General features: G+C 53.5%; 14 protein-coding genes. 4 read left to right on the top strand and 10 right to left on the bottom strand.

From position 1 onward, the window contains the following. Nucleotide 1: 1 nt before the first annotated feature. The 4 genes from holA (at nucleotide 2) to EKG36_RS07210 (ending at nucleotide 3,082) form a co-directional block, all read left to right on the top strand. Nucleotides 2–1,060, top strand: coding sequence for a DNA polymerase III subunit delta (gene holA / locus EKG36_RS07225; RefSeq protein ID WP_126482533.1), 1,059 nt, complete (start codon nucleotides 2–4; stop codon nucleotides 1,058–1,060). 262 nt (nucleotides 1,061–1,322) lie between these two features. Then, nucleotides 1,323–1,718: a PA2779 family protein gene (locus EKG36_RS07220; protein WP_126482531.1), complete on the top strand. Its 396-nt coding sequence runs from the start codon at nucleotides 1,323–1,325 to the stop codon at nucleotides 1,716–1,718. Nucleotides 1,719–1,733: 15 nt separating this feature from the next. Then, nucleotides 1,734–2,705: a PA2778 family cysteine peptidase gene (locus tag EKG36_RS07215; RefSeq protein ID WP_126482529.1), complete on the top strand. Its 972-nt coding sequence runs from the start codon at nucleotides 1,734–1,736 to the stop codon at nucleotides 2,703–2,705. Then, nucleotides 2,702–3,082 (top strand): DUF488 domain-containing protein, encoded by a 381-nt coding sequence (locus EKG36_RS07210; RefSeq protein ID WP_126482527.1) that lies wholly within the window; start codon nucleotides 2,702–2,704, stop codon nucleotides 3,080–3,082. The genes EKG36_RS07215 and EKG36_RS07210 overlap by 4 nt, the downstream gene beginning before the upstream one ends. A 91-nt stretch (nucleotides 3,083–3,173) precedes the next feature. Here EKG36_RS07210 and EKG36_RS07205 read toward each other — a convergent pair whose 3' ends face one another. The 10 genes from EKG36_RS07205 to EKG36_RS07160 form a co-directional block, all read right to left on the bottom strand. After that, nucleotides 3,174–4,556: an O-antigen ligase family protein gene (locus EKG36_RS07205; RefSeq protein ID WP_126482525.1), complete on the bottom strand. Its 1,383-nt coding sequence runs from the start codon at nucleotides 4,554–4,556 to the stop codon at nucleotides 3,174–3,176. Between the two features lie 218 nt (nucleotides 4,557–4,774). Continuing rightward, nucleotides 4,775–5,815, bottom strand: coding sequence for a UDP-glucose 4-epimerase GalE (gene galE, locus EKG36_RS07200; RefSeq protein ID WP_126482523.1), 1,041 nt, complete (start codon nucleotides 5,813–5,815; stop codon nucleotides 4,775–4,777). Between the two features lie 717 nt (nucleotides 5,816–6,532). Beyond that, nucleotides 6,533–7,318: a phosphocholine cytidylyltransferase family protein gene (locus tag EKG36_RS07195; RefSeq protein ID WP_126482521.1), complete on the bottom strand. Its 786-nt coding sequence runs from the start codon at nucleotides 7,316–7,318 to the stop codon at nucleotides 6,533–6,535. Next, nucleotides 7,315–7,956, bottom strand: coding sequence for a gamma-glutamyl-gamma-aminobutyrate hydrolase family protein (locus EKG36_RS07190; protein WP_221766055.1), 642 nt, complete (start codon nucleotides 7,954–7,956; stop codon nucleotides 7,315–7,317). Before EKG36_RS07190 ends, EKG36_RS07195 begins: the two co-directional genes overlap by 4 nt. Then, nucleotides 7,953–11,072 carry a PEP-utilizing enzyme gene (locus EKG36_RS07185; protein ID WP_126482519.1) on the bottom strand — a complete coding sequence of 1,040 codons (3,120 nt, stop codon included), beginning with the start codon at nucleotides 11,070–11,072 and terminating at the stop codon, nucleotides 7,953–7,955. Before EKG36_RS07185 ends, EKG36_RS07190 begins: the two co-directional genes overlap by 4 nt. Before the next feature lie 78 nt (nucleotides 11,073–11,150). Further along, nucleotides 11,151–12,485, bottom strand: coding sequence for a CDP-glycerol glycerophosphotransferase family protein (locus EKG36_RS07180; RefSeq protein WP_126482517.1), 1,335 nt, complete (start codon nucleotides 12,483–12,485; stop codon nucleotides 11,151–11,153). 341 nt (nucleotides 12,486–12,826) lie between these two features. Beyond that, entirely contained in the window at nucleotides 12,827–13,891 is a 1,065-nt protein-coding gene (gene rfbB, locus EKG36_RS07175; RefSeq protein ID WP_126482515.1) for a dTDP-glucose 4,6-dehydratase, read from the bottom strand. A gap of 147 nt (nucleotides 13,892–14,038) precedes the next feature. Further along, complete coding sequence (locus EKG36_RS07170) at nucleotides 14,039–15,097, bottom strand: glycosyltransferase family 2 protein (RefSeq protein ID WP_126482513.1); 1,059 nt, start codon at nucleotides 15,095–15,097, stop codon at nucleotides 14,039–14,041. Between the two features lie 98 nt (nucleotides 15,098–15,195). Then, nucleotides 15,196–16,077: a phytanoyl-CoA dioxygenase family protein gene (locus tag EKG36_RS07165; RefSeq protein ID WP_126482511.1), complete on the bottom strand. Its 882-nt coding sequence runs from the start codon at nucleotides 16,075–16,077 to the stop codon at nucleotides 15,196–15,198. A gap of 172 nt (nucleotides 16,078–16,249) precedes the next feature. Continuing rightward, nucleotides 16,250–17,365 (bottom strand): hypothetical protein, encoded by a 1,116-nt coding sequence (locus EKG36_RS07160; RefSeq protein ID WP_126482509.1) that lies wholly within the window; start codon nucleotides 17,363–17,365, stop codon nucleotides 16,250–16,252. Nucleotides 17,366–17,607: the final 242 nt, after the last annotated feature.

Here is a 17,607-nt window from a genome sequence, read left to right as displayed (position 1 = left end):
CGTGAAGGTCTTTCCCGACAAGCTTGAACCGGCCTTGGACAAGTCCCTCCCGCCGGTGGTGATCGTCGCCGGCGACGAGCCGCTGCAGCATATGGAAGCCTGCGATGCGGTGCGGGGCGCCGCGCGGGCGGCGGGCATCGAGGAGCGCGAGGTGCTCCATGTGGAGGCCAACTTCGCCTGGGGCCGTCTTACCGAGGCATCGGCGAGCCTCTCGCTGTTCGCCTCGCGCAAGCTCATCGAGTTGCGCCTGGGCAACGGCAAGCCCGGCCAGGAGGGCGCCAAGGCACTGCGCGAGTATGCCGAGGGCATGGCGTCAAGCGACAACGTGCTGCTGATCGCCGCCGGCAAGCTCGACTACCGGGAGCAGAAGAGCGCCTGGTTCAAGGCGCTGGACAAGGCCGGGCTGTTCGTCCCGGTATGGCCGGTGGACGCCTCGCGACTGCATTACTGGCTCCGCGACCGGGCCGGTCGCCATGGCCTGACGCTGGATCTCGATGCCGCTCGCCTGCTCGGCGAGCGCACCGAGGGCAACCTGCTGGCCGCCGATCAGGAGCTGCAGAAACTTGCCCTGCTGTCCCCTCCCGGTGCCCGCATCTCGCCCCAGCAGGTCGCCGGCGGCGTGGAGGACAGCGCCCGCTTCGACGTCTTCACCCTCATGGATGCCTGTCTCAAGGGCGAGCGGGTCCGCGTCGCCCGCATCATGGCCGGCCTGCGGGGCGAGGGGGTCGAGGCCCCCATCGTGCTCTGGGCGCTGACCCGCGAGCTGCGGCTGCTGCTGTCGCTCCACCAGCATCTGGATCAGGGCCAGAGCCTCGAGCATGCCTGCAAGGCCCAGAAGCCCCCGATCTTCGACAAGCGGCGCCCCGCCTATCAGCAGGCCATCAACCGCCTGCCCATGAAGCGCCTGCACAAGCTGCTGCTGTTCGCCCAGCGGCTGGACCTGGCGATCAAGGGCGCGAGCCCCATTCCCCTCTGGGACGGCCTTCACGACCTGACCCTGACCCTGGCCGGCGGTCGCGGGCCGCTGGCCGAGCTGCCTTCCTCCTATCGGGTCGGCTGAGCCTGGCTCGCTATCCCTGGCCGGCCAGCCGTCGCCGCTCTGCGCAGGGTGAATGATCCGGCTCATGCCCGATTGGCGAATGACACAGGGGCCTAGCGGTTCAGTGTGTAGCGGTGCAACCCCAGGGGAATCAACGCAGAGCCGTGAAACGTCAGTGACTTATCCTCTATACTGTCGAAGCATCGCCGCCGTCATGGGACAAGGAAGCCCATGCAGAGCGGACACGAGCCGGACCAACCATGACAGAAAAAGGAACGCCATCATGAAACGACTCAGCCGACTCCTCAGCCCGCTCCTGATTGCCGCCCTGGTCCTGGGCAGCCTGCCGGTCGCCGCGGCTCCCGCACCAGCCGGCAATGACCTGGTCGGCACCACGGCCGTACTCGACGCCGCGTCCACGCAAAGTGATCGAGCCAAGATCCGCGAGATTCTCGCCCGCGACGACGTCCAGCAACAGCTCCTCGCCCAGGGCGTCTCGCCGACCGAGGTGGAAGCCCGGGTGGCCGCTCTCTCCGACGAGGAGGCCCGCCAGATGGCCGAGCGTCTCGATCAACTGCCCGCCGGGGCCAGCGTGGTCGGCGCCCTCTTCGCCGTCTTCGTGATCCTGCTGGTGACCGATATCCTGGGCCTCACCGATGTCTTCCCCTTCACCCGCTGAGTCCCGAGGCATCGAATGACCGGTCACATCCGGCCACCGCAACGCAGGAACGCCCGCATCGCGGGCGTTCTTGTGATCATGGCCTGTCTGCTGTTGCTGGCGGGGTGCGCCAGTGCCCCGCAAGTGTCACCCGCCACCCGCGAGGCATTGCCCGACCGGGTAAAACTCGATGACGTGCCCTTCCATGGGCAGCGCGATTACCAGTGCGGGCCGGCGTCCCTGGCCATGGTGCTCAACGCCGGCGGCCGCGACGCCAGCGTCGACGCCCTCATCCCCCAGGTCTTCCTGCCCGGCCGGGAAGGCAGCGTGCAACCGGAGATGCTCGCCACGGTACGTCGCCAGGGGATGGTACCGTTCCGCATACCGGGTGAGTACGACGCCCTTCTCGAGGAGCTGGCGGCCGGGAATCCGGTGGTGGTGATGCAGAACCTCGCGCTCCCCGCCTGGCCGCTCTGGCACTATGCCGTGGCCATCGGCTATGACCTGCCGGACGAGTCCCTGACCCTGCACAGCGGCATGACCCCCGAACGCGTCGTCGACGTCGCCCGCTTCGATGCCACCTGGGCCCGAAGTGACCGCTGGGCCTTTGTGGCCCTGGCACCGGGCAGGCTGCCGGCCAGTGTCGGCGTCGATGCCGCCATCCGGGCGATCGCCGACTTCGAATCGGCGCAGGGGAATCGTGCGGCCCTGCCCGCCTGGCAGGCCCTGGCCGAGCGTCACCCCGATGCGGCGATGGTGCAATTCGCCCTGGGCAATGCCCGGCACGCCACCGGCGATGGTCCCGGGGCCCTGGCGGCCTATCGTGCGGCCACGACTGCCGACCCGGAGCTGGCCCCGGGCTGGCTCAACCTGGGCCTGCTGGCGAGCCGCGAGGGGGACCTGCAGACGGCACGCCAGGCCCTGGATCGCGCGGCCGCCCTTCCCGGCCCCTGGCAGGCGAGGGCCAGGGCGGAACGCGCATCTCTCGACCAGGAGGCCGAGGAGTGAACCACGATATCGCACTCAAGCGTATCTACCAGGCACCGGAGCCCGACGATGGTGCCCGGGTCCTGGTCGACCGCCTCTGGCCACGGGGCAAGCGTCGGGAATCCCTGGCGCTGACCGACTGGTATCGCGACGCCTCGCCCTCCCCCGCCCTGCGCCGGCAGTTCCATCAGGGGGAGATCAGCGCTGCTGTCTTTGCCGCCCGCTATCGAGGAGAGTTACGAGACGCCCCGGAATGCCTGCTCCTGCTGATGCGTCACGCCCGGCAGGGACGTCTGACCCTGCTCTCGGCGGTACGTGATCTCGATGCCTCTTATCTGCCGATTCTCAGGGATGCACTTCGCCTGGCGCTTGAGGACCATACGACGGATAAGGGGTGAATGCCTGAAACACCTCATGCTTGGCAAAGCCACATCGCTTAGATAAGCAAGTATCAGCCATGGTGCACACCCAGGGTACATCGTCAGGATGTCATGAACCCAGTCTTCGTGACATACCATGACGCCCATGCTCGGACTGGTTTACTGGAAGAGACTCAGCGGCCTGTTGATGGAGGTTCCAGATGACCATCAGCCAACTGCAATAGACCGCGATTCCCACCGGGAAATAAAAAAAACTGTACGTTACTCCGAAACTCATGAAACAAACCGACAACAGCACACCTGCCATCGCGAGCGAACGGCTAGCAGGATCAGGGTTTGCCAGGCCGGAGCGGAAGAGCACAATGGGGAGAGCATAAAGCATCAGTAACGTCAGGAGACCCGGGAGGCCAGCCTTCGCCCAGGCGTCCAGAAGGTCATTATGCGCATGATAAAATTGCAGAATGCCCGGCTCGAGCCCCATCTTCCCCATCAACCGACGCATGCCTTCATCATAGCCGGCCTCACCGTGCCCCAGAACGGGACTCTCCTTGACCAATCGGGCGGCACCACTCCACATATCGAGGCGCAAGCTGACGGACCCCGTGTCCACTTCTTCACCTGAAAGATAATGGGTCACCTCCCCGAGCGTGACACCAATCCGATCTTGGACACCGGTATGGGGAAAGGCATAGATGGCAACCAGTACTCCCATCACTGAAAACCAGAAAACAGTCCGACGAGAGGCTGGTAGCCAACGCACTAGTCCCAGATTAAAGATAACAAGTGCGAATGGAAGGGCAATCCAGCCACCACGACTTCCCGACAGTGCCGAAGCGATAAAACCACCAGCTGCTCCTGTCAGCAGAGCCACGCACCATCGCCAACGGCGAGGCCGGGCCCAAGCCCATCCCAGGCCGGCAAGGCAAAGCAGGCCTGCCAGCAAGCCGATGTTACCGAAGAGGATGGCATCCAGGGGACCATGGTTCCCGGCGCGATCCACACCCAGCAGGCGTTCTACGATCGCCAGGAAACCCAGTGGCAGAGCGCCGATAGACAAGCCAATCCACATCCACGAGGCCTTGGGCTGTCGAACATGCAGTGCCATTGCGCCCGCCAGGCAAAGCAGAGGCAACACGACCCGCGACCACTCCGCGACAGTATTCCCATGATACAGGTTCATCGTCAGATGGGTGATTGCATAGATGCCGAGTCCCAGAACCAACACTCGCCCAGCCTTGGGCAACGGCGGTGAACCACACGCATCGCTAAGAAAAGGATTGAACGCCATGATCACAAGCCCAAGAATGGCCAAGCTCACCGCAAGGAGCCATAAAGCCGTGTTCATGAGCGCAGGCAATGCGAAGATAATCAGTATCGCACTGGCCTGAACGGCCTTTACACCTGGCATGACTATCTGCCCATTCATCAAGACGGAATCCAGTAAATGTCTCGAATATTCATGACCAACCTGATTGAAAATCAGCAATTGCAATCACTGATGCTTCCCGATCTCTCAAGAAATCATGAACTGCAATTGATGCGCCTATAAGTGCTTCTTGGTCAGACCCGGAGGGCGAGGTGACACTACGAATATGTTAAAAATGTCGCTTGGCATCATATGAACCATACGATATCTACGTTGCAAGTCGCCGACAACCTAAAGCGAAGATAGGATGGACGCTGTCGTACTCATGATAGGTACTCTTGGTATTATCCACCAAAGGAAGAAAAGCGATCGTCATTATTATACCCGTTTAGGTTTTGGCATTGCCATCGCCAGGTATCCGCCATCATGTCATCCAGAGTGCGCCTTGCCTTCCAGCCGAGTTCCTGCTCGGCCTTGACAGGATCGGCCCAACACTCGGCAACATCCCCTTGACGACGGGGAACAATCTGGAAGGGCACAGATCGCCCCGAGACCCTTTCGAAGGCGCGAACCATCTCCAGAACGGAGTAGCCTCGCCCAGTGCCAAGATTCCATACTCCGATCCCTGTCCTCGACTGAACAGTCTGCATTGCGCATAGGTGTCCATCAACGAGATCCATCACATGGATGTAGTCCCGCACTCCTGTGCCATCAGGAGTAGGATAATCGTTGCCATACACTGACAGCATTTTCATGCGACCGATGGCAACCTGTGAAATATAAGGCAACAAATTACAGGGAATATCGTTAGGATCTTCTCCAATCACACCACTCTCGTGAGCCCCCACAGGGTTGAAGTACCGCAAGAGGCCAATAGACCATCGCGAATCGGCACTCACCAGATCCCTTAGAATTTCCTCATTCATCAACTTGGAACGACCATAAGGATTGGTTGGTTCTCGAGTAGGAAACCCCTCATGAATGGCCATTGCAGGCACGTTACCGTATACAGTAGCAGAGGAGCTGAATATCAGTTTTCGAACTCCGGCTTTGTCCATTGCCTGACACAAGGACAAGGTTCCACCAACATTATTGTCAAAATAAATCATTGGCTTCACCAAACTCTCAGACACCGACTTTAGACCGGCAAAATGCATCACAAAATCAATATCACATGAGGCAAACAAGTCATGTAGACATGATTGATCCCGAACATCCCCTTGAATAAAATGTAGAGACCTTCGTGCGATAGATTCAACACGAGACAAGGCCTCCACGGAACTATTTTCAAGACTGTCAAGAACCACAACGTCATAGCCTGCTTGAAGAAGTCTCACTACCGCGTGAGAACCAATATAACCAGCACCACCAGTAACCAATATCATGACGCACAATCTCCATCAGAATACAGTGCAGGCAGGAGCACCAGAACCTCACTTAACAGCAGTTCATTGATCGTCCGATACAGGGCGTGACATCGAAACCTATTGCCAATATAATCCCGATGCGTAATAAATGAATATTGCTGTCCACACAATACGCCATGGGACGTCGAGGAATACATGGAACCTGACCAGCCATGTTTCTATTGATTGAGATAACCGTACCGGCCTTTACCAAACGTCATGCGAACCACGAGAGGCAGAAGAAATATGCGAGAGAAATGACGAGTAGAAGATCAAGTGTAAAAACCGCGTCCGCGGAAGGAAGTCGCCTTGCCATTGCTTGGCCACTGGACATTAAAAGGTTCGCTACAACCCATCCAGATAACAAGGAAAGTGCATTAACTTATCAGGGCTGCCTGCCACTCACCACTGATATCAGCGGTATGCATTATCGAGCGATTTCTCACATTGTGAGTGGAAAAGGCTAGGGAGAAGATAACATCAGGGTGAAAGTCAGTAGAAATGGAGCGTCAAGCCACGATTGATCACTCACCTCACGCTCGACCGCATCGGAGAAGAGGTTCCCAGTCCCACCGTTAGTTGCGATACCGCATGCAAGAATAAAATCAAATGCCACTTGACCCATGCGCCTGCCTATTATGGTTAACCATCAGAGCCATGTGGCCATGGCAATATTACGTTGCTTTAAAGCAGGTTTCACGATGGAGAGGAACATTTATAGTAATGATCGAGGCTACCTTCCACTGCCATACGTTCATAGGTATTCAAGTCTTCCGCTGTATCCACCTCAAGCCACCCGCCCTCTACCAGGCACGCTTTAACAAGCCACCCCTTATCAATCAGGCACTGTAGAAAACTTGTCATATACATGTTGGAAAAATCACTTCCATCGTATAGCGCATCGACATCCAAGGCATCATAGGCAGCGATAACGTCCGCCACCTTGTCGCTACGAATACGCATAAGCCCCATATACTGAGCTTGCACTTGACGATAAGACTTCGGATGCTTCCCTAATTCAACTATATATTGGTTTTTATCGAATACAAATGTTTCTGCATCAGACAAAGGATCATCCATTCGCAACTTCCACAGCTTCTCCCACTGCGTATCTGCAGCCACACAGATCGCAGCGCTGCAATCAATAATCGATTGAAGAACCTGCGGCTCGTAGACTATATCGCCATAACTTATCAGTAGATCTTCACCGGGGATCATGTGATCGCGCGCGCAGAAGAGCGTGCTTAGCATATTGGTAGAATCGTAGTCATAATTCTCCACCACCTTCGCATCGAGTGGATCAATACGCTCTATACAATACCCACCAACGATGATGCTATCTGAAATTCCACACTGAGACATGATTTCCATTTGCCGATGCAGAAGCGACTTTCCAGCCAAGTGGACCATGCATTTTGGCTTATCATTAGTGTAGGGTCGCAGACGAGTTCCTTGCCCCGCCGCTAGAATGATGGCTTTCATAAATTTCCCCTGAACAGCCAATCGATGAGCCGAATATCCGTTTGGGTAAAGGGTGTTTCCCGCTCTGGATGCCACATAATCCCGATCCAGTCCCGCTGACGATGCTTGCAAGCCTCGATGGTGCCATCTGGCGCCGTTAGGCAAGACTGCAGTGGCTCGGCCAGGCCTTCTAGCGTCACCCCCCAGTCATGAAAGCTGTTGGCCACGGTGTAATCAGTAAATCGGGCATCATCACTTGTTGCCGTGACGGCATGCCGAGTCGCGACATGCCCCTCAACGAGGTGAAGGCTGCCGCCAAGATATACGTTCATCATCTGCAAGCCCCGGCAAACGCCCAGCACAGGCAGGCTCATATCATATGCGTGGTCAAGAATGGCTTGTTCCGTTCGATCCCGTTCGGGAGCTGGGCATGTAGGGCTAGGCAAGCAACTCAGGTCATTTCCGCCGGAGAGGATATAACCATCCAGAGCCATCGCATCCAGCCATGATGCTGCATTATCTACACTGTTAGGCACAGGAACTGGCGTAAGACCCAACTGTTGAACCAAAACAGTCCATTGCTGGTCAAGGCAATCGCGACGCTCAGCGTATGATGCTGCCACTTCCACCCGCTGGGTGATACCGATGCGCAGGCTCACCGAAGAACCTGTATCCGATGGTTGGCAGCGTCAAGCTCAAGAACAGATGCCCGAACAAAACACGAGTAACGGGTTTCCCCCACTCCGATGGCGGCTGGCAATCCGAATTCAGCCGCTCGGATAGCCATATGGGAATTGGCCCCGCCATACATAGTGATTAATCCTACGATATCCTGACCAAATATCCAGTCGAACCCCGGGTCAGCCTGAGGAATCAAGGCAATCTTGCCCCCCAAGGAAGGTGTTTGACTGACAGATAGATTCCCCAGTTCCACGCATGATGCGATGACCCTGCCGGTTCCCACAAAATTGGCCTGAGTATTAGGGTAATGAAACAGATAAAAATCTTGTTCATTGAGAAGCAAGGGAGGTAGTTCGACCATCCTTGCCAGTTGGTGCGACCGCTTGCCATCTGTAACCTGTTCACGGAGCCATTCGCCTATGTCGTTGGTGGTCACATTGCCTGAACGCAGGGCAGTAAAGGCGTCAAGTGATAGATGCGCCAAATCGTCGCGGGACACACCATAGAAACTTCCCACCTTCACAAGACAGTCCAACGCGGCCGAGAGATGACGACTAAAGACGAACTTCGCATACTCACGCCCCTCTATGGCATTACGCATAAAGTGCTCAACTTCTGCCAGATCTTCCGACAGTCCTTCTTCGGCCAAGGCCCTACCCATTTCAGCACGCTCATTGCGCCAATGGAATTCAACGTCAGTGCTGGCATCTTCTGCCCTGTTCCTCGCACGCTCGACGATGGGGGCCAGAAAATGCAGCGGGTCTTCCAAATAAGACGGTGAGGTAATGTCATAAGTGCCTGGGCGTAGATGCCCATAGCGTTCGACGAATGTCTGCCAGGGCATACGATGATTTGCGGTAGCGGCAGCATCTTCCGTGAGGCGGTGTGTTATCGTACGGATGGAATTCAGGAAGGCATTCGCCGCTTCTTGGCTGATAACCCTGCGATAGACAGCCGACTTCAGCAATGTGACAGCCACAAAAGCGCTGCGGGCCAGATGAGAAAACGCCAGGGTGCCATAGCGCTGGCAGTCCTCGAGCAACACTAATGCACGCTCCAGTTCAGGCATATCAACCCGCATGATGCGCTCAAAGCGACGTTGCAATTCCTCAATGCTCTCCAGGTCTTTAGGCGTGCGGCTGATGGCCCCTTTGGTGATGTCTTTTAGACCATCTCCTAGACTGTTCACCTGCTCTACGGAGAAGCCACCTTTCTCGATCAAGCGCGTCTTCCAGCGTTCAAAATCCAGGGCAAAGCAGGTAGGCACCACGTCGAACTCTACTTTGTCGTGAAGGTGTGGATGTTGTCTCAGCCAGTCCAGGTAGAAGTTGACCAGCCTGCCGGCCAGCACATCATCGACATTGTCGGGTACGAAGGAATTGAAGCTGGCACGAATATCGACATAGGGGTGTCCGGCAAAAGCGACCATTAGCGGATGGGGCCGCACGTCCCGGTATCCATATTCAGCCCTTTGAGTCGCCCAGACCTCGTCCATGATCAGGAAACGGTATAAACTCATGGCCAAACGTCCCGGCTTAGTGCCGATGATTTCCGCCGGATTCCAGTCGGGCATCACCCCAAACAAGGCAGGGCCCCCTACCACGAAAGGTGATGGCTTTTGCAAGGAGATGAAGCGTAAAACGGCATTACTCAGCAATTCCGTGACATCCTCATCTCTGGCTGCCAGTCTTTCGTGTCTCACGGCAATCGGTCTGACCTGCAACACATGGATCTGGTCCATCGAACTGATTGCAAATTCTATATCCAGAGAGTCATAATCCAATAAATCTTCGACCTCATGAAGGGCCTGGAGGAGATCACCTATGGGCTCGGGAGCCTGCTGATATGTCAATCTGTCGTGACGATGGACCAGAAGTGTCTTGTGATCGCGGCTGGTCCCATTCGTTATGGAATCGGTGCTATGCGTCAGGTCATCGTAATTGATAACATAATACGGCGCTCCATCAGCCAGTGTTCGAGTGAACGCCACACCACTGATCTTGACCCCTTCAATCATAGGCTGTACCAATACCTGATGATCTGCATTTCCGTCAGGATAGGAAGCTATCACCTCCTGTATCGCCCTCCGTACAGCGGGCTGCTTTGCAACCTCCACGCCCAGCACACTCGTGTAGGCTCCCGCATTGGCACTGGTAAACCCATCCTCCGACAGGGCACTGCTACGCACTACCAGGCGCCCCTGCGGAAAAGCAATCAGAATACGCCGGATCACCAGATCCGGAGCACTGAGCCATTCAGCAACGGTAAAGCTGACTTGGTCAGCAATGTGGCTATGTCTCACAAGCCCCTGCAGACGATGCAGGGTCTGTGCCTTGGTGCCCATGATGAACCTGGTCAGATCACGCGGCTCGTTGAGCTCTGCCCAATCCCCCTTCACATCCACTGCTTTAACACCGAAGCCCCTTATACGAAGCAACTCCAGCAATTGAGAAAGATTGGCGTGCTGTACTGCTGTAAAAATTGATTCGGCGTTAGCTTTAAGATACTGGATTACTACCGGGCTCAAACGAACGAATCCGACAAACTCCGCATCTGCCATTTCAGGTAATATGTCTGGCCCCAGGCTTGTCACTGCATCCTGGAAGATAGTCACTTTCTCGCAACGCCTGATATCGCCATCCGAGCGGCAGGAGAAACGATGGCGCCATGCACTGTCAACGGCTACCACAATATCGCCACTAGCCTCTGCGACGGAACGCACGGCTGACTCGTGAAACAGCACATCGGCATATGAAATGAAGTACTGAGTATCTATGGATAAAGGAGCGTGCAGCAAGGAGGCTGCTGCACCAGTGTTTTCCCATTCCGCATTGAAGGTGTAATGAAGGCCAGGGTAGCGGCTGGAGATTTCTTCAATCTGGTATCCGCCAACAAACTTGACTTCCGGTGAGAGACACCCTACCGCTTGTAAAAGCCAATCCAGTACGCGTCCTTGGTTGGAGGCTCCCCTGAGAACCGGGTGCTGGTCACCACTGTGAGGACGTCCAGCACCGAGGATGATAAGTTGATTCCTTGTCTGGTTTACAGCTGCTTTAGAAGCTGATCCGTATCTTATCTCTGTGGCATCATTCATGGCAGGGAACCTCGATGGAATGCGGCGATAGAGCATGTTCAATAAGTTGCCAGATATAGCTCCGCAAGGTTGGTCGAACTACTTCCCCGCGATAGAAATCTCGTTCTTGATGCATCTCAATATCTTGTTGGACGGTGACTCATGATTATACAAGGGCTCGATCTCTTCGGATAAAAACTGGACATGAGTACTCTTAAGGCGGCGCCCCCCGTGAATAACGGAAACCAAAAAAGCCTCTATATCTTGTTTATCTTTGGCAATATCATAGGCCTTTAGAGCCTTTAATCCATAATCATTGATCAGCCCAATCTGCTTATCATTACTGGCAAGATACAGGCATGGCTTTTCCACCAAAAGGTATTCGACAATAAACGAACTGCAGTCATGTATTATTGCATCTGACTGAAGGAACAAATCGCCATACTCGCCTTCATCCAACTGAGAATTATCGGATGATTCCCATAAAGAGTAATATTTGTCGGTTTTATACCTTCCCCAGTCAGGATGTATATAGAGCTTAGACTTGAGGAGCGGGTGCGGCTTGAAAGACCACTGAGTTTCATTGGAGTATTTCCTCATGAGTTCAACCATGAACTCGGCATATTCGAGAAAATTGGACAACCTTGACTCAGCGTCCTCATTGATGGAATGGTGAGGTGAAAAAATGAATTTTTTCTTTTCTGGCTTCTGTTCCTTCCATGCCCGCTTCCCACCTTTGCAGTTTACCAGCAAGCTTTCACATGATGGGTATCCCGTCACCTCACAATTGACAGCTTGATTCGCAGCAACCAGTCTTGCCCTCTCCATGGAAAACTGGTGCGGCATAAAAATCTTCCACATGGCGCAGTGAAACAATTGGTTAAAAGTACGCTGGTCACCAACGTGACTAGTGGCAAGACAGTAATAAGGAACGTAGCATGTCAAGTATTTAGAATATGCTCCCTCGTAATACTCTGGCCTGGTCAACTTGTGTGGAACCGTGAAAAAAACCAGATCGGGATCCAGCTCTTCAATACTTAGCCAGGCATCATTTTTTTCATCATATGCACGTATTACGGGATAGCCTTTTACTGAAAAGCACTGATATGCCCTATCGATATCCTCGATCATTCTCCCATGATCATGTTGAACGTAAGGGCAGGCAAGGATAACCGGATCAAAGAAGGGATCATCCAGCATTTTCTGGAATACAGTATCGACCTTCCAGACGCTTTCCTTTATTACAAGGAACACCACCTTGATTCTTTTTTTATGCTTTATTCTCTCTATCTCCTTGGCATGATGGCGACGCATTTTCCACGCCAATATTTTTTTATCTATTTGATCAACGGTCTTGTTCTGTATTTTTTTTCTTGCTCTCCCAAGGCATGCCCTTGTGGACGGAGGCAATGTTTCTTTTATATAATTCAGCACATCACCCTCCACTAGATCAGCGAAGCCAATATCAACTGCGGTTACTTCGCGGTGATTGTATTGGCGAGGTGGTTGTCATGCCGGATCACCTTCACGATGCTAGCTTTCTCTACGGTTCTGCATGGTGGTGGGTTCAAGGTCGGGAGTTACGAAGCCCTGTACCCACTGCAGGGCACATCCATGAAGTAGCCTCTTGCCCGTGCAGTACGGGGCAGAGAGTTGATGCCGGTGCAACATGGCACGGCTCATCCATCCGATTCATCACGATCGGGCCCATGACAAACAGCCAAAGGCCGGCCAGTGTCTCCACGACCGTTCGCTGCGAATAGCGTCCACGCTGCTCACGCCAATAGCCCGAGTCGCTCGCGTGTGTAACAGCCCGCCAGAGTCCGCTGACACCAGCCGGGATTGGCGACATACCATTCGACGGTCTTCCGCAGGCCCGACGCGAACGTCTCCTGCGGCAGCCAACCGAGCTCACGCTGCAACTTGCGAGCATCGATTGCATATCGCTGGTCGTGACCAGGCCGGTCATCGACGAATGTGATCAGATCACGATAGTGAACCACGTCGCCCGACAACGATGGGGCCAGTTCCTGCAACAGGTCGCAGAGGGCATGCACCACTTCCAGGTTACTTTTTTCCACATGGCCGCTGATGTTATATGTCTGCCCCACCCTGCCGCGACTCAGGACGGTGTAGAGCGCGCGGGCATGGTCTTCGACATATAGCCAGTCCCGGACTTGTTGCCCCCTGCCATATACCGGCAGCGGCTTTCCATCCAGGGCATTGAGTATCATCAGGGGAATAAGCTTTTCCGGAAAGTGATAGGGACCATAGTTGTTCGAGCAGTTGGTGACGAGGATTGGCAGACCGAAGGTTCGCTGCCAGGCACGCACCAGATGGTCGGCGGATGCCTTGCTCGCCGAATACGGCGAACTCGGCGCGTAGGGAGTGTCTTCGGAAAACTGGCCATCTTCTCCCCTCAGGTCGCCGTAAACCTCGTCGGTCGAGACATGGTGAAAGCGGAAGGCTTGCTTCCTGGGCTGACTCAGGTTCTGCCAGTACGTCCTCGCCACTTCCAGTATTGTATAGGTGCCGATTATATTGGTTTCGATGAAGGGGGCCGGACTATCGATGGAACGATCCACATGGCTTTCCGCCGCCAAGTGCATCACGACATCGGGTTGGTGCCCAGAAAATACCCGTTGCAGTTCCAGGCGGTCACAGATGTCGACTTGCTCGAAGCGGTAACGAGGGCTGACTGCGCATGATTCAAGCGATTCCAGATTGCTGGCGTAGGTCAGCTTGTCCACGTTGATGACGACATTACGGGTATGTTCTATGACATGCCGAATGACGGCAGAGCCTATAAAACCCGCTCCCCCCGTTATCAGAACCTTCATTTCATTACCCTCTCCTGGCGCTTCTAAACCAACTCATCAACTCTTTTCAAGAGATGGTCTCTGTGATCCATGCCAGTTAATGGAATATCCTTGTCCCGGTCATCAACCACCGTCACACTTTCGGCAGGGATCAGACGTGGCGCCACATCAAGTATGCGAATTTAGAGGATGCGTTTGCGCAGCTGATTCATCAGGCTGAGAGTCCACAAACGGCCTCCCCCACGCCTGGAACCGGATTCGATGAAAATAACCCTCTTGGCAGGGGAGCAGGAATGAAAAGGCCCAAAGAAAGATGAATAGTGACTTGTATTTGTAATTCCCTGAAACGACGCTAAGAGGTTTGAGGGCTATATCCTGTTCTTTGGCTACATCCCTGTACTGCCGCATGACCCGCGCGGCGACCAGCCATTTGCCAGCTGGGCCTCTTATCTGTCTACCCACAGTGTTGAAAAGGTAAAGCCTGACAAACTTCTCTTCCAGCCTTTTTCTCTCTCGCTGGGATGCCATGTCCTTGGTCCTGGAAAATCCGTAAACGGCGGTATACATCCTGTCAAAGAAGCGAAGGCTGTCGCCCCCGCGAGTAATCGACACACATTCCTCATTATATTGATACCCCACTGACGCGCTCTTGTAAAAATTTTCAACGTAGAATGGATAAATAAATTCGTAGGGATTGTCTTCATAAATGCAAAACTCAGGATAGGCTATATTGTTATTCATGATGAATGCTCTTCTGAACACCTTGGCCCACACTCGCCCCAACCGATCGATCAAGTCCTCCTTCTCGAACGTTCCGGCTGAGTAGTCGCCTGGCGGCAATCCAATGGTATTGCAGACTCGACTTCCTTCTTCAACATTGAAGTCTATAAAGTCATACTCCTCCTTCGCTAGCATCTTGATCTCTTCAATCACACTTAAATTGATATTATCATCCGAGTCGACGAACCAGACATAATCGCCATTTGCCATTTTCAATCCATGATTCCTGGCTCCGCCCGGCCCCCTGTTTTCTTGAGCAACCACCAATGTTCTGGTCGACGCGGTCTCCCTGAACCTTTCCAGAAGCGCAAGCGTATCATCAGACGAGCCATCATCCACCAGGATGATCTCCACTTGAGGATCACTCACGTTTTCCAGAGTCCCCAATAAACCCTCACACTTGCCGACTGAGTCGTGAAAAGGAGATATAATCGATAATGTAGCCATCCGACGACCACCTCAATTTCCAGACAAGTACAAGACGCCATATGAAGTCGACGACGAGTCCGGGTTGTAACCTTGCCAACATTCCATGACCATGGCTCTTATGAGGGTTGCCCCAAGGCCAGACGCTGCAGTCTCGACAGGCGGTGTTCCGATGTATTCTCCGGCAGCCATAGTTTGCTGATGCACCGCCCGCGATAGTTGAACCCCGTGGTATAATTGACGATGAATGCCAGGCGTGGCTCACTACAGCGGCTGCCACAGTGAAATAACCGATCTGTATCCACGAACACCGCGGAACCGGCTTCCCCGCAATACTCCACAAGCTCTCCCTCATCCACGTACTTCCCCATGATCTCGTCGGGGATATGGTGCGGAATCTGCTGCCACCAGGGCACTTTCTTCGATGCCTCGAGGGGAATGAATCTGAGGGGGCCATTCTGCCTCTCCACGTCACGGATATAGACAAACAGTTTGGCTATCTTCTTGCCGATATGGTCGCGATGAAACCATTGGGACTTGCTGCGGTCGTCTTCGCTAACGCCCGATGGCATGGAATATATCAACTCGATAGAAGCGATCAACGGCGCCGAGTCAAGATACTGGCCCACGGTGTTGAGAATCGACTCGTCGAGGGCAAAGCGCATGAACGGAGAGCCGGGATCGTAATCCGATTGCTGCAACGCGTCTCGAAAGAAACGAGTCCCGTTGATGGGCACGGTGCCCTCCACGCCGATCTCGCCGATCTTGCGCTCTGACGCGGCAATCAACTCGGAGGTCAATGCGGGCCCCAGATCCACCGGCATATAACCGAAATTCCTGAAGTCCATGATGCGGTCGACCGATGGCGCCAGCCCCAGATCCAGGGGAAAATATCTCCTGGTCCGATAGTCACGGTGACCAGACATGATAAATGCCACCCGCTTGAGCCGACGGACATTCAAGCCGATGAAATAGCCGCCCATACGACGTAAACCGATCATCGTGAAATCTCCTCGTCTCAACGCTCTATCATGTAGGATTTGGATTGACTCTTTCAATCTGCCTTAACGTCAGCAGTATAACTTCATCTTAGGAATTGCCTGATCGGTTAGTCAGACCAGGGAAATAACGTTTGCCTATGATTCAATAAAAACAGTAAGGATCAATACTTACTCACCCTATCCCAAGTTCCTGATAAAATATCTCATGGGTATCACTTCTATTATACACATCAAACTTCAACCACTTGGCAAAATCCTTGAGGAAGCCATCTCCATGACTATCAAATACCTTAACGTCCCCCATACTTGAAGATTGCACGAGGCCTCCAAGCCATAAATACTTAACATTTTGTCGCACTTCTGCTTGTCGCATAGCGCTGATCACGTCGTTATCATACAGTAAGCTCTCAAACAAGTTCACACCCGCATCGACAAACAGTTGGGACGGCCCCCAAAAGCGAGGATTTGCCTCTATCATGTAGTAGGCATTATCCTTCCTTCTCACTTCCACCATAACCAAACCGTAGAAACCAATGCTGCTGAACAGATACTCATATTTCTTGCTTTCGCTTGAAAGATGAAGACTGGAATCCTGTGCAGCAATTATTGACTTGCCATTAGGCTGTTGAATCAAATTGACCTGCGAGAACTTGGAAACGCCGCCTTTCTTCATGAAGCAATACAAAAGATAATAACTATCCCCTTCAACATATTCCTGAAAATAAAAATCACTTTCCAAATGTTCTTTCAGGAACACTGCTTTATCTTCCTCGTCAAAAATCAAAAATGGATTATGCACCCTGCCAGAGTCAGACGTGTATCTTCTTGGCTTTGCCACAAAAGGAAACACTGCTCTAGAAATACTTTCATATTCAAAGGGGACGGAGATTCCATGATACCGACAAAGATCACCAAAAGAATATTTATCAGATATCATTGCATACTTTTCCACATCTACCAAGGGAACTTCACACCTCTTTCGAGATAGCGCCTCTTGGTTATCCAGCATTAACCTATTAATCGACTCACTTGATGGAGCGATCACATATTTTTTTGCGGCCAATCGCTGTTGCACTATATTTATCTTGCTTAGCAAGTCCAACAGTTCAAGTTGCTCGCACTCACGGACAGCCATTACGTTTTTATTATATGCTGTTTTGAAAATCGGATCTCGACTTGAGTGAGCAATTATACCATAGGGGATTTCATTCCCTTCCAGAGTACGTAAAAAAGCAATTACTGCTCTTTGATTAAACCCAGAAAACACTACAATGGCTTTATCGACCATTAACGATTCTCCCCACAAGGGATACTGCCCTTGATCGCTGGACATGAAGCCCCAACACCATTCGAATAACAATCCTTTCAATAGCCATCAGCAATTAATCAACACCAATTTTCATCCTCTACTAAAGAGGGTATAAATTGATACGCCGAGAGGGATGTATCGAAGCATCCATAACCGTTGACGTCGAGCATGTTGCGCAAACAACGCTCTGCAACCTTTTTCCGACACTAGGTTTTGTTGGC

Origin of the sequence: Halomonas nitroreducens (assembly GCF_003966155.1) — a bacterium.
In the GTDB taxonomy this organism is placed as follows: Bacteria; Pseudomonadota; Gammaproteobacteria; order Pseudomonadales; family Halomonadaceae; genus Halomonas; species Halomonas nitroreducens.
The sequence above is the reverse complement of the archived record's forward strand: the minus strand, read 5'-3'. Positions and strand labels throughout refer to the sequence as shown.

What these genes read in the sequence shown, in the direction of transcription:
- EKG36_RS07220 (WP_126482531.1), top strand. Translation starts at nt 1,323, where the DNA reads ATGAAACGACTCAGCCGACTCCTCAGCCCGCTCCTGATTGCCGCCCTG.
- EKG36_RS07215 (WP_126482529.1), top strand. Translation starts at nt 1,734, where the DNA reads ATGACCGGTCACATCCGGCCACCGCAACGCAGGAACGCCCGCATCGCG.
- galE (WP_126482523.1), bottom strand. Translation starts at nt 5,815, where the DNA reads ATGATATTGGTTACTGGTGGTGCTGGTTATATTGGTTCTCACGCGGTA.
- EKG36_RS07195 (WP_126482521.1), bottom strand. Translation starts at nt 7,318, where the DNA reads ATGAAAGCCATCATTCTAGCGGCGGGGCAAGGAACTCGTCTGCGACCC.
- EKG36_RS07185 (WP_126482519.1), bottom strand. Translation starts at nt 11,072, where the DNA reads ATGAATGATGCCACAGAGATAAGATACGGATCAGCTTCTAAAGCAGCT.
- rfbB (WP_126482515.1), bottom strand. Translation starts at nt 13,891, where the DNA reads ATGAAGGTTCTGATAACGGGGGGAGCGGGTTTTATAGGCTCTGCCGTC.
- EKG36_RS07170 (WP_126482513.1), bottom strand. Translation starts at nt 15,097, where the DNA reads ATGGCTACATTATCGATTATATCTCCTTTTCACGACTCAGTCGGCAAG.
- EKG36_RS07165 (WP_126482511.1), bottom strand. Translation starts at nt 16,077, where the DNA reads ATGATCGGTTTACGTCGTATGGGCGGCTATTTCATCGGCTTGAATGTC.
- EKG36_RS07160 (WP_126482509.1), bottom strand. Translation starts at nt 17,365, where the DNA reads ATGGTCGATAAAGCCATTGTAGTGTTTTCTGGGTTTAATCAAAGAGCA.